Origin of the sequence: Bacillus sp. E214, from assembly GCF_008087365.1 — a bacterium.
Lineage (GTDB): Bacteria > Bacillota > Bacilli > Bacillales > Pradoshiaceae > Pradoshia.
On the sequence record NZ_VENN01000002.1, the window covers coordinates 282,345 to 295,688 of the forward strand.

13 protein-coding genes are annotated in these 13,344 nt (G+C 30.7%); all 13 read left to right on the top strand.

Features of this window, described 5'->3' with window-relative positions:
- Positions 1-81: 81 nt before the first annotated feature.
- Entirely contained in the window at positions 82-846 is a 765-nt protein-coding gene (locus FHY47_RS10660) for a tyrosine-protein phosphatase (RefSeq protein ID WP_148630512.1), read from the top strand.
- 311 nt (positions 847-1,157) lie between these two features.
- Positions 1,158-2,051 carry a UTP--glucose-1-phosphate uridylyltransferase GalU gene (gene galU / locus FHY47_RS10665; RefSeq protein ID WP_148630514.1) on the top strand — a complete coding sequence of 298 codons (894 nt, stop codon included), beginning with the start codon at positions 1,158-1,160 and terminating at the stop codon, positions 2,049-2,051.
- Positions 2,023-2,745: a sugar transferase gene (locus tag FHY47_RS10670; protein WP_262365997.1), complete on the top strand. Its 723-nt coding sequence runs from the start codon at positions 2,023-2,025 to the stop codon at positions 2,743-2,745. The genes galU and FHY47_RS10670 overlap by 29 nt, the downstream gene beginning before the upstream one ends.
- Positions 2,746-2,763: 18 nt before the next feature.
- Positions 2,764-3,705, top strand: coding sequence for a GDP-L-fucose synthase (gene fcl, locus FHY47_RS10675; protein WP_148630770.1), 942 nt, complete (start codon positions 2,764-2,766; stop codon positions 3,703-3,705).
- A 19-nt stretch (positions 3,706-3,724) separates the two neighbouring features.
- Complete coding sequence (gene gmd / locus FHY47_RS10680; protein ID WP_148630518.1) at positions 3,725-4,804, top strand: GDP-mannose 4,6-dehydratase; 1,080 nt, start codon at positions 3,725-3,727, stop codon at positions 4,802-4,804.
- Between the two features lie 498 nt (positions 4,805-5,302).
- Positions 5,303-6,079, top strand: a complete 777-nt coding sequence (locus FHY47_RS10685) for a glycosyltransferase family 2 protein (RefSeq protein WP_148630520.1) — start codon at positions 5,303-5,305, stop codon at positions 6,077-6,079.
- Positions 6,076-7,356, top strand: coding sequence for an O-antigen ligase family protein (locus FHY47_RS10690; RefSeq protein WP_148630522.1), 1,281 nt, complete (start codon positions 6,076-6,078; stop codon positions 7,354-7,356). Before FHY47_RS10685 ends, FHY47_RS10690 begins: the two co-directional genes overlap by 4 nt.
- 42 nt (positions 7,357-7,398) lie before the next feature.
- On the top strand, positions 7,399-8,694 hold the full coding sequence (locus FHY47_RS10695; RefSeq protein ID WP_187393476.1) for a lipopolysaccharide biosynthesis protein: 1,296 nt from the start codon (positions 7,399-7,401) through the stop codon (positions 8,692-8,694).
- Positions 8,695-8,697: 3 nt separating this feature from the next.
- Positions 8,698-9,513 carry a hypothetical protein gene (locus FHY47_RS10700; protein WP_148630526.1) on the top strand — a complete coding sequence of 272 codons (816 nt, stop codon included), beginning with the start codon at positions 8,698-8,700 and terminating at the stop codon, positions 9,511-9,513.
- 44 nt (positions 9,514-9,557) lie between these two features.
- Positions 9,558-10,685, top strand: a complete 1,128-nt coding sequence (locus tag FHY47_RS10705; RefSeq protein WP_148630528.1) for a glycosyltransferase — start codon at positions 9,558-9,560, stop codon at positions 10,683-10,685.
- Positions 10,686-10,757: 72 nt separating this feature from the next.
- A complete protein-coding gene (locus tag FHY47_RS10710; protein ID WP_148630530.1) occupies positions 10,758-11,699 on the top strand; it encodes a glycosyltransferase family protein in 942 nt (313 codons plus the stop codon).
- Between the two features lie 12 nt (positions 11,700-11,711).
- Positions 11,712-12,794, top strand: a complete 1,083-nt coding sequence (locus tag FHY47_RS10715) for a glycosyltransferase family 4 protein (protein WP_148630532.1) — start codon at positions 11,712-11,714, stop codon at positions 12,792-12,794.
- Complete coding sequence (locus FHY47_RS10720; protein ID WP_148630534.1) at positions 12,784-13,344, top strand: WcaF family extracellular polysaccharide biosynthesis acetyltransferase; 561 nt, start codon at positions 12,784-12,786, stop codon at positions 13,342-13,344. The genes FHY47_RS10715 and FHY47_RS10720 overlap by 11 nt, the downstream gene beginning before the upstream one ends.

The following is a 13,344-nucleotide window of genomic DNA, read 5'->3' on the forward strand; positions in this document are numbered from 1 at the left end:
ATTTTCATAGACTTTATTTTCGAATATAGCGAAGAGTGACCAGTTTACGACATTATTATACTAGTAAGGGGTTGCACAAGAATGATTGATATACACAGTCATATATTACCGAATCTTGATGATGGAGCTAAAAGTTTAGAGGAATCACTAAATATGGCCAGACTAGCCGTTAGTAATGGCATAGAGACCATTATTGCAACCCCTCATCATAAAAATGGAAAATATGAAAATGAAAAAGAATGTATTCTATCATCGGTTAAACAGCTAAACGAAGAATTAGAAAAGAAACAAATTCCTCTAACGGTTTTACCAGGCCAAGAGGTACGAGTTTATGGGGAGCTGCTTGAAGATATGGAACAAGGATTTATACAGACTGTGAACGATTCTTCCTATCTATTAATAGAATTTCCCTCAAACTATGTTCCAAGATATGCCAACACTTTATTTTTCGATTTACTCCAACGCGGAATAAATCCTATTTTGGTTCATCCTGAACGGAATGCAGCCATCGCTGATAATCCGAACTTATTATACGACTTTATACAACAGGGCATCAGTGCGCAAATCACGAGTGGTAGCATCGTTGGTAAATTTGGAAAAAAAATCAAGAAATTATCTACGGATCTCATTGAAGCAAATCTTATTCATTTTGTAGCATCTGATGCGCACAATGTTTCGTCCAGACAATTCTGGATGAACGAAGCGTTGGATGAACTGGAAAAACAGTTTGGATTGGACCAAATCTATTACTTTGAAGAAAATGCAGAGTTACTCATTAGCGGGCAGACAATCATGAGAGAAATGCCGCAGCCAGTCAGAAAACGTAAATTTTTAGGATTATTTTAATGGTGAATTAGTTAGGTGATGCCTCCTAGCCTTTATCAAAGGAGGCACTCGGCCATGCTGTGGGGAGCCAGGAGCTTCCTTAGATGCGAAGTCATCAATGGGATGGTGTGAGGATGGGTTAGATGCCCCGTTTTTTAATTTATGTAAGATTAAGTATTTTATATAAAATACGGAATGAGCATTAATCAGTTCATACAATTCTTAAAAATTAAAAAGCATAAAAGATAAAAAATGACAATTAATGTATTTAAATATAGGTATTTATGTCTATTAGTAAAATACATAACGAACCTTTAGAAGGAGGAATACCGTTGCGAAAAGTTAGAAAAGCGATTATACCAGCTGCCGGACTTGGTACACGATTTTTACCGGCAACAAAAGCAATGCCAAAGGAAATGCTACCTATTGTTGATAAGCCAACCATTCAATATATCGTTGAAGAAGCGATTGAATCAGGGATTGAGGATATTATTATTGTGACCGGTAAAGGAAAGAGATCCATCGAGGACCATTTCGATCATGCGTATGATTTAGAGAATAACTTGATGGAAAAGGGTAAGTTTGATCTTCTCGAAAAAGTACAGGCTCCTTCCAAGGTTGATATCCATTACATCCGCCAAAAAGAACCAAAAGGTTTGGGACATGCCGTCTGGTGCGCACGTAATTTTATTGGAAATGAACCATTTGCTGTTCTATTAGGGGACGACATTGTTCAAAATGATAATCCTTGCTTACGTCAACTAGTTGATGAATATGAAAAAACCTTATCTTCAGTTATTGGTGTACAAACAGTAGATGAAAATGAAACGCATCGGTATGGAATCATTGATCCTTCAACACAAGAAGGAAGAAGATATCAAGTAAGTAACTTTGTTGAGAAACCAGCACCGGGAACGGCTCCATCTAACTTAGCTATCATGGGACGTTACGTGTTAACGCCGGAAATCTTTATGTTCCTTGAAAAGCAACAAACTGGAGCAGGTGGGGAAATTCAGTTAACGGATGCTATTCAAAAATTAAATGAAATCCAAAGGGTTTTTGCCTATGATTTTGAAGGCAGGCGTTATGATGTTGGAGAAAAGTTTGGATTTGTGAAAACGACAATTGAATATGCATTACAACATGAAGACCTCCGAAATGAAATGAGGCAATACTTGAAACAATTGGTTGTTGGTTTTGAAAATGGAAAATCATTGGTTGAGTAAAGGCGGGGGGGCAGGAGTGTCTGGACAAGCAAATCAGGATATTGCATTATTTGGCAATCAAGATGTGTCAATTCAGTTAAATAATAGCCGTGGGTATCTGTATACTAAGCGTTTAATAGACATCATCGGCTCATTATGTGGAATTATCCTATTAAGTTTATTATTTGTTGTCATTGCTATTTTAATTAAAATAGAAGATCCAAAAGGTCCGATTTTCTTTGCCCAAAAGAGAGTCGGATTAAACGGGAAAGAGTTTAAAATGTATAAATTTCGCTCGATGGTAACTGATGCAGAGGAAAAATTAAAGGAACTCCTTAAATATAATGAAGTTTCTGGTGCGATGTTTAAAATGAAGGATGACCCTCGCGTAACAAAGGTAGGAAAGTTTATTCGAAAAACGAGTATCGATGAACTTCCTCAGTTGTTTAATGTTTTAAAAGGGGAAATGAGCTTAGTAGGTCCAAGGCCGCCTCTACCAAGAGAGGTAGAAATGTACAATGATTATGATAAACAGCGATTGATGGTCACACCAGGCTGTACAGGGCTATGGCAGGTTACTGCTCGGAATAGTGTTGGTTTTGAAGAAATGTTGGAATTAGACCTTAAATATATTGAAGAGCGTTCCATTCTATTCGATTTTAAAATCATCTTTAAAACAGTGGGTGTATTATTTGGTTCGAAAGATGCATTTTAGGAAAGAGGGATTCAAATGATGAATAAAGACTCAAAAATTTATGTTGCTGGCCATCGTGGATTAGTGGGATCAGCAATCGTTAGGAAGCTAGAAGAACAAGGATATACAAACCTGGTTTATAGAACAAGTAAAGAATTAGATTTAAGAGACAAATATGCGGTGGATACCTTCTTTGCAGAAGAAAAACCAGACTATGTTTTTCTAGCTGCAGCAAAGGTAGGAGGAATAGTTGCCAACAACGAGTATCCGGTTGATTTTATTCGTGATAACTTATTAATCCAAACGAACATTATTGATGCGGCTTATCGAAATAATGTGACTAAGCTATTATTTTTAGGAAGTACTTGCATTTATCCTAAAATGGCTCCACAACCTTTAAAGGAAGAGTATCTATTGACTGGTGAATTAGAACCAACTAATGAACCATATGCTATTGCAAAAATAGCGGGAATTAAGATGTGTGAATCATATAATCGTCAATATGGAACACAATATATTTCAGTAATGCCAACGAATCTGTACGGTGAAAATGATAATTTTGACTTGCATACATCTCATGTTCTTCCAGCATTGATTCGTAAATTCCATGAAGCAAAGAAAAACAACGCACCGTTCGTTGAAGTTTGGGGGACTGGCTCTCCTAAACGTGAATTCTTATATTCTGATGACCTAGCTGATGCTTGTGTATTCTTAATGAATACATATTCAGGTGAAGAAATTGTAAATATCGGTGTTGGTGAAGATATAACTATTAAAGAGCTAGCGGAAAAAGTGAAAGAGACTGTAGGATATACAGGAAATATTCAATTTGACACTACTAAACCTGATGGTACACCAAGAAAATTAGTTGATGTAAATAAGTTGAATTCTCTTGGATGGAAAGCTTCCACTTCATTAAATGAGGGGCTAAAAAAGGCTTATCAGTGGTTCTTAGAAAATGAAATTACAACAGTGAACTAACATAAATTGGAGGATTAAAATGAAAAAGGCGTTAATTACAGGGGTAACAGGGCAAGACGGATCCTATTTAGCTGAGTTTTTATTAGAAAAAGGATATGAAGTACACGGAATCATTCGCAGGAGTTCTTCATATAACCAAGAGCGTTTAGAGGATCTTCTAACTGAGGAAGAAGCAAATTCGTTATTGAACAATAAAAACTTTCACCTTCATTACGGTGATGTTACGGACGCTTTAAATGTGACACGTATTATCGGTGAAATCCAACCTGATGAAATCTATAATCTAGCAGCGCAATCACATGTACGTGTTTCCTTTGATATGCCAGGATATACGTTAGATGTAGATGCAAAAGGAACATTAAATATTTTAGAAGCAGTTCGTATCTTAGGTCTAACAGAAAAAACTCGTGTATATCAAGCTTCAACATCTGAACTATTTGGAAAGGTGCAAGAAGTACCGCAAAAAGAGACAACACCATTCTATCCACGTTCACCATATGGTGTGGCGAAAATTTATGGTTTCTGGATTACCAAGAACTATCGTGAATCTTATAATATGTTTGCTGTGAACGGAATTCTATTTAACCATGAATCAGAGCGCCGTGGAGAAACATTTGTAACACGAAAAATTACTCTAGCAGCTGCACGTATCGCACAAGGAAAGCAAAAGAAGCTTTCGTTAGGAAACTTAAATTCCTTGCGAGACTGGGGATATGCAAAAGATTATGTTGAATGTATGTGGTTAATTCTACAACATGATAAACCAGAAGATTTTGTTATTGCTACTGGTGAAATGCACACGGTAAGAGAATTCGTAGAGTTAGCATTTAAGCATGTTGGCATTGAGATTGAATGGACTGGGGAAGGTATAGACGAAAAAGGGATTAATAAATCAACCGGTGAAGTGATAGTTGATGTAGATCCTAAGTTTTTCAGACCTGCAGAAGTTGATCAGTTATTGGGTGATCCTACTAAATCAAAAAAACTACTTGGATGGAACCCTACTAAAACTTCTTTTGAAGAGTTAGTGAAGAAAATGGTAAGTCATGATATGTTAAAGGTTAGTCAAGAAAAAAATATCAAAAGAATGTTTGACTAGGACTTGTGGTATTAACTGTAACGCTTGTAAGCTAGTGAAAGATGTATACATCTTTGAAAGATTGAAAAAATAAGTGACCCAAATTGAAGGGTATCAATGGAATGCCTTAACTCATTTTAAGCGAGATTATTCATCAAATAAAAGATAAGGTAGTTTTGTTCCTGCGCAAGATTGAAACATTCGAATGATTTTCTGATGCAATTTATTTGGGTCGTTTGGCATGAACTTAGAATGATTCGGTCAAATATTGTGCTAATTCTTACTAAAGAAAGAGAATTTTAATAATGCTTCTTCCGTTAAGTTGAAAAGTACTATATTTAATCAACAATCTACCTAGGAAACTCCTTGCTTAGAAACGGTAAGCGAGATATTTGTGAAGCAAAGTTGTATTAAATATGGAAAAACTATTCTAAAAAGAGTGATTAATTTTATTCAATCACTCTTTTTCATTGGTTAAACCAATTTCACCATCGGGAACTTTATATTAGGGGATAAAAAATGAAAACTTACAGTAATAACGAACCTTTAATCTCTATAATAACTGTTTGTTATAATAGTGAGTGTACTATTAAAAAGACTATAGAATCAGTTTTATCTCAAACATTTTCAAATTATGAGTATTTAATTGTTGATGGAAAATCTAATGATAAGACTGTAGAAATAATTAATAGTTATATTGATAAATTTAATGGAAAAATGAGTTATATTTCAGAGACTGATAATGGTATATATGATGCTATGAATAAGGGCATAAACTTATGTAAAGGTAAATTAATAGGTATTTTAAATAGTGACGATTGGTATGAGGAAGATTGTCTAGAAAAAGTGGTTGAAAGATATGAATCAAATGCCTCAAACGGTATGGATGTTATTTATGGTGCTCTTAGATTAATAAAGAATGAAAAAGAGTACGAAATAGTATTTAAGAATCATGAATTTATTAAGGAGAGAATGATAAACCATCCTTCATGTTTTATCTCGAGAGCTATTTATGAAGAATTTGGAGGATATAATACTAAATATAAAATATCAGCAGACTATGAATTTTTCCTAAGAATAAATAAAGTGGATAGCATTCAATATAAAAAGACTTATAGTATTTTAGCAAATTTTAGATTAGGCGGAGAATCATCAACTCTAAATGGGGTCTTAGAAACAGCTAGATTAAAAAAAGAGTATGGGCTCATTAGTAGTAAAAAATACAGTTATATAGTTCTGAAGACTAATATCATTAAATTAATCAAAAAAATAAAAAGTATAAGGAAAAAGAAATGAACGTTAATCAAAACCTGAAGTATAATTTTGAAGATCTTCTAGTGATATTATCAATTATCTCTTTAGGAATGGCAGATATTAATGGGTTATTACCAATTAATTTATCTCAAATATTTGTGATATTATTATCAGCATTAATTTTGATGAAAATAATTAAGAAAAAAGAATTAAAAGTAAATAAGGGATTGTGTTTTTCATTATATTATATATTGTTAGTAACTTTTATTATCAATATAAATGGGATAGAGAGTTTGAAAAGCTTAATTATCCTTATAGTTTATCTATTTACCTTTTATAATTATCTAAATAATATTAGCTATTTTAAGAAATTCATACTAATTATGTATAACATAAGCTTTTACTTAGCATTAATAGGAGTTATACAAGAGCTAGCTTATCTATTAAATATTGAGTTTCTATATGATTTTTCTTTTTTAGGAGTCAATAACGCTGTTTCAATTTCTGGGGATTTTTTGAGGGTAACATCACTTATGACTGAACCAGCTCACCTTGCAATTTTTATGGTATATGGAGTTAGTTTAATGACTCTGAGTTATTTTAATGATTGGAGAATAACTAAAAATTACAAGAATATCGTTATTTTTATATGTACCCTTTTAACATTCTCTATGATTGTTTATTTTGAAGTACTCTTGGCAATTTTAGTGATTACTTTTGTGTTTGGAAAAAATATAAGGAAAAAAGTATTTTTTACTTTGGGATTGACAGTAATTATTACCTTTATAGTAATAAATTATATTGATAGTTTGCTTATTATAAGATATAAGTTTGAAAGTTTATTTACATTAAGCAAGTTAGATACAAATAATCTATCAAGCTTTGCTGTGATTTCAAATTTTAAAATAGCTATTGAAAAACTTAAGGACGGGTTCATTTTTGGAACAGGCTTAGATTCGCATGCAAGAACTTATTTTGAATACATAGACTCAGTGTATAGTGGGGTCGTAATGTATTTAAACTACGAAGATGGGGCTTCTCTATATATTAGAATTCTTTCAGAGTTTGGACTAATAGGGTTTTTGATGTATTTATTTTTTATCGTCAAAAGTGGGGTTCGTAAATTCAAATATGTAAGTAAAACCTCAGAACTTTATATAACAAATAGAATAGGGTTAATTTGTTTAGTTTGTTATGGGGTAAGGATGGCTATATATGTTCATCCCTACTTCATTTTAATGTTGTGTTTAGTAATAATAACAAATAACAGATTAAAAAAACTGGAAGGGTATAATGATAATTCCCTTTCAGTTTTTTAACAAAACAATATATAAGGAAGAGATCCTCATATGTATAGCAAGATGAGTTTTATTAAAGTTTCAATAATCAATTACTTATTTCGTATAATCGGTATGATTTTGGGCTTCATATCTATTCCAATTACTTTAAATTATCTTGGAGATGAGAGATTTGGGATATGGCAAACAATATTAACAATAATTTCTTGGGCAACGTTAGCTAACTTTGGTATAGGGAATGGATTGCGAAATAAGATTACAGAATTAGTGGCAAAAAATAAATTAGAGAAAGTGCAGGCAAATGTTTCTGCCGCATATATATTAATCTTAAAAATATCGTTAGTTATACTATTTGTTTTATTGCTTTGTCTATTATTTTTAAATCCTAAAGATATCTTTTTAGGTACAAGTGTAAATAATTCTGAAATTAGGATAGCGTTTTTAATAGTAATTTTTAACTTTTGTTTAAATTTTGTTATTGGGTTATGTAATTCAGTAGCTTATGGACTGCATAAGAGCCACTACACAACCATACAACAAACAGTAACATCTTTAATAACTTTAATAATGGTATATATCTTGAATAGTATTGTTGTGGCTAATATTGTATACATAGCGATTGTATATAGTTTAGTTACTACCTTTGGTAATATTACTCTTTCTATTTTAATGTTTTCAATAAATAAAGATATTATCCCTAAAATAAAGTATAAAAAGTCTGATGTAGAAAAAGATATGTATGGTTTGGGGTTTAAATTTTTTTTCCTCCAATTAGGGTCATTATTATTAATATCTACAGATAACTTCTTGATTTCTAAATACATTGGAGCTCAAGATGTCACATATTATTCAATATTAAATAAGCTATTTGTAACTATTAATACTTTATATTCTATCCTACTAATACCTTTATGGAATTCAAGTGCGGAAGCCTATCAGCGGAAAGAATTCCAATGGATACTAAGTGCTATAAAAAAGCTATTGCTTTCTTTAATACCCGTAGCTCTAATACTGGTTTTTTGTGTAATTTTATTTGATCAAATCACATATTTATGGATTGGTAGAACATCAGTTGTTGAAAATAATCTTATAATATTAATGGCAATCTATGTATTTTTGCTTTGTTTTAATGGAATATTTATTAATATCCAAAATGGAATCGGCAAAGTGAAAATACAGATGTTCTCAGTATTTTTTGCTGTAATAGTAAATATTCCATGTGCGATCTATTTTATTCAATACCTTGATTTATCAGTGAGTGGTGTAATATTAGCCAATATTATTTCTCAAATAATAATTTTAGTGTTTTGTCCCTTAGATGTAGTGAGATTTTTACAGAAAAAACAGAAGGAAGATTGATTAATGAAGTATGCAATAAATTATGCTGATGTAAAATTTAAAGCAGCTCAAAAATTCAATACAAAGACTGCTTATAAAAAAGGAAAATTTGACAAGGTATTAGAATATGGACCGGAGGATATAGATTTAGAGTTTAAAAGAGAAAATAATTTTATTCTCAATAGTCCTCGGGGGGGTGGTTACTGGTTATGGAAACCTTATATTATCAGACATGCTTTGCAACAAATTGAATGGGGAGACTACTTATTTTATTGTGATTCTGGGGCATTTTATTGTAATTCCATTGATTATTTAATTAAAACATTAGAAGAATATGAACAAGATATATTAGTTTTTGAAAATCCTTTGATTGAAAAACAGTGGACAAAAGGAGATTGCTTCTATTTTATGGGGTGTAATACTGAGGAGTATACTAATACAAATCAAAGAATAGCAACATATTTTTTAATGAAAAAGACTAACAGAACATTGGAATTTATAGATGAATATTTACGTTATTGCTGTAATAAAAATATAATTAGTGATTTAACAAATATTAAAGGGAAGAATTACGAAGAATTTATTGATCATCGGCATGACCAATCTATTTTTAGTTTACTAACAAAAAAGTATAAAATTGATTCATTTAGAGAACCTTCACAATATGGAGACAGACCTTGGGAATATTTATCAGACATGCGGCTTTTTAGTAGTAAGAAATATATAAATTCACATTACCCTCGAATTATAGTTAGTTATAGAAAAGCAAATCCTTTGAGATTCTATTTAAAAGAAAGAGTTAAAGATATACTACAAACTATTAATCTACGTTTTATATAAAGAGTTAGTTGATATGTATGCTCTAGTCTAAAGGTGAAATTATAATGAAAAAAAATATTATTATATATAGAGAATGGTTATTGGGTTATTCAGAAACATTTATTTATGATCAAACTAATGAATTAGTTAATTTTAAACCTTATTATGTCGGTTTAAAAAAAATTGATGGTATTAATTTAAAAGAGCGTAGTGTGATAACGTTAAGTAATGGATCTGCATTTGGAAAACTTAAATATTATATAAATAAAATTACTGGTTTTAACTTTTTTTTAACTTCCTATATCAAAAGATTGAACCCAGTACTAATACATGCACATTTTGGGCCGGATGCAGTAAATGGTTTAAAATTAGCAAAGAAACTAGGACTTCCCTTTTTTGTGACTTTTCATGGCTCAGATATAACAAGAAAGAAAGAGAATGCAAATAGTATCTGGTTAAAAAAATATTATAAAAATCAACAAAAAATATTTAGTGACTCAACTAAAGTTATTGCAGTTTCTAATTATATAAAAGAAAAATTAATTGAAAATGGTTGCCCTGAAGATAAAATAGTAGTCCATTACACCGGAATAAAAATAGAACATAAAAATAATAATATTGTTAATAATAGTATCTCTAATGAGAAAATTATACTCTTTGTTGGGAGACTAGTAGAAAATAAAGGGTTAAATTATTTAATTGATGCCATGCAGACTGTTCAAAGGAATTACAGAGATGCAAAGCTAATAGTAATAGGAGAAGGGCCACTGAAAAAGGAATTAGAAAGTTATGCTCAAAAAAAACTATCTAATTTTATTTTTTTAGGAAAACTTCCACATACTAGAGTAATGGATATCATGAGACAATCAAATATATTTTGTGTGCCAAGTGTCGAGATAGAAACTGGGGAGTCAGAGGGGTTGGGAATGGTATTTTTAGAAGCTAGTTCAAATGGGTTGCCAATTGTTAGTTTTAAAACGGGTGGAATCAAAGAGGCAGTGATAGATGGTGAAACTGGCATATTATGCAAACCAAAAGATACAGAAGAATTAGCTACAAAATTATTATATCTTTTAAACAATAAAGATATCGCAACTCAATTCGGTGAAAATGGGATTAAGTATACTGAAGAAAATTTCAATATAAGGAAACAAAATATGATTTTAGAAAAAATTTATAAAGAAAATATATGATTTATTTTTAAAAAAAGTATGTATTCTTTAAAACTAACTAAAAAGTATTATTTTTTATAAATAGGTGAAGATATGAATAATTTAGCTCCAATTCTACTTTTTGTATATAATCGTCCTGAATCTACTCTTAAAACTATAGAAGCTTTAAAAAGGAACAAATTAGCTAAGGAAAGTTCCTTATTTATTTTCTCAGATGGTCCAAAAAATAGTGAACAGAACATAAATGTTAGTAAAGTAAGAGAAATTATTAATAATATCCAAGGTTTTAAAAATGTCGAAGTTTTTATTTCAGATAAAAATTGTGGGCTGGCAAATTCGGTTATCAATGGTGTTTCCAAAATTATTTTACAATATGGAAAAGTAATAGTGTTGGAAGATGATTTAATAACTTCAACATCTTTTCTTGAATATATGAATAAATCATTGCAATTTTATCAATCTGATATAAATATTTGGTCTATTTCAGGATATTCACCAAAAATAGAATTTCCTCAGTACTACAAATCCGACATCTACTTAATACCAAGAGGATGTTCTTGGGGATGGGCAACATGGATTGATAGATGGAACAGTATAGATTGGAATATAGAGGATTATCAACAATTCAAGAAAAATAAAGTTAAAAGAAAACAATTTAATAGGGCTGGAAATGACATGGCCAAAATGCTTGAAGATCAAATAAAAGGTACAATAGATTCATGGGCAATTAGATGGTGTTATAATCAGTTCATCCAAAATACTTACACAGTTTATCCGAGATATTCCCTTATTAAAAATATAGGGCTAGAGGGAGAATCAACACATGGTTCGCTAAGTAAAATGAGGGACTCAAAAATGTTAGATAATTATAGTTTTGAGTTAGAAAATATAGGAGTGAGTAAAGAAATACTTGTTCAATTTTCGAAGCACTATAACTTGAGGTACTATAATTATGTTGGAATATTTCTAAAAAGGATAGGTCTATATAAAAGAGTTAAGCAGATGTACAAAAAAATTCAGCGAAATAAATATTAATAAGGTGATATAGTGTCTAAGAAAAAAGTATGTATTATCGGTCAATTTCCACCACCAATACATGGTCTCTCAAAGGCTTTGGAAACTATTGTTGACTCTAGTTACTTAAACAACAAGTACAAATTATATAAAATTGATATAACTAATAATAAATTAATTTTATATAATTTAAGTTTATTAAAGAAATATAATGCTGATATTTATTATTTTACGATAGCACAAACAAAACTTGGAAATTTACGTGATATGCTTATATTAATGGTCTTAATAAAAATGAAAAAAAAGATAATTATTCATTATCACGGTGGATATTACCAAAAATTATATGGTTCATTCAATCTAATACAGAAAAAGGTTAACTATAAATTATTAAGTAAAATTGATCTAATGGTTGTTCTTAGTGAAGGATTAAAGAATTTATTTTTAGATATAGTACCGGGTAGTAAGCTCAGAGTCTGTGAGAATTTCATTGAAGATACAAGCTTATTAGATAAAGATTTATTTGAAAAAAAGCTAAGAAATCTTCAAAGTAATGAGGGAAATATTAAAGTACTTTATTTAAGTAATTTTATTAAAAGTAAGGGATATATGGATATTTTAAATGCAGCTTTAATTTTACAGAGTAAAAATATAGAATTTCATTTTGCAGGGGCATTTTTTAACGACGACGAAAAAAATGACTTTTTAAGCTTTATCTCTATGAATGGTATAAGTGAAAAAGTAAAATACCATGGTATAGTAAAAGGAGAAAAAAAGAAGGAACTACTCCTAAAATGTGATATTTTTGCATTACCCACATACTATCCTAAGGAGGGGCAGCCTATTTCCATTATAGAGGCTATGGGAAATGGACTTGCTATTATAACAACAAGGCATGCGGGAATTCCTGATATTGTCACTAACGAAAATGGTATTCTTGTTAAAGAAAAAGATTCCAAAGATATTGCTAATGCTATATTAAATTTATCTGATAAACAATTATTATTCAATATTGCAAATGAGAACAGAAAACATATATTAAGTAAATTTAAAGAGATGGACTATTTGCAAAGATTAGATCAAATATTCAAAGAGGTTATAGAACATGAAGGTTGAATTAGAGAAATATAACCAATCATGGTACTCAAGAGGTAGATCGAGTGTAGTTGTTTTATTATGGTGGTTTATTCAAGGTACAATCTTTCGATATTCGTTTCATAATATGTACAACTGGCGTATATACCTATTAAAACTTTTTGGGGCCAAGATAGGAAAAAAAGTAAAAATTAGATCCTCGGCAAAATTTACTTATCCATGGAAAATTACTATAGGAAATTATTCGTGGATTGGTGACGATGTGAATCTTTATAGTCTTGATAAGATTGAAATTGGGGAAAATTGTGTTATTTCGCAAAAGTCATATCTATGTACTGGTACACACGATTTAAAAGACCCCTACTTTGGATTAATTACAAAACCAATTAAAATTAAAGATGGAGCTTGGATTGCAAGTGATGTATTTATCCATCCGGGTGTTACCATCCATGAAATGGCTGTTGCAGCTGCTAGAAGTACAGTCACTAAAGATATACCTGCAAGCGAGGTGCACGGGGGTTCTCCTGCAAAGTTTATAAAGAAAAGACCTAAAGAGAAAGAGGAATATTAA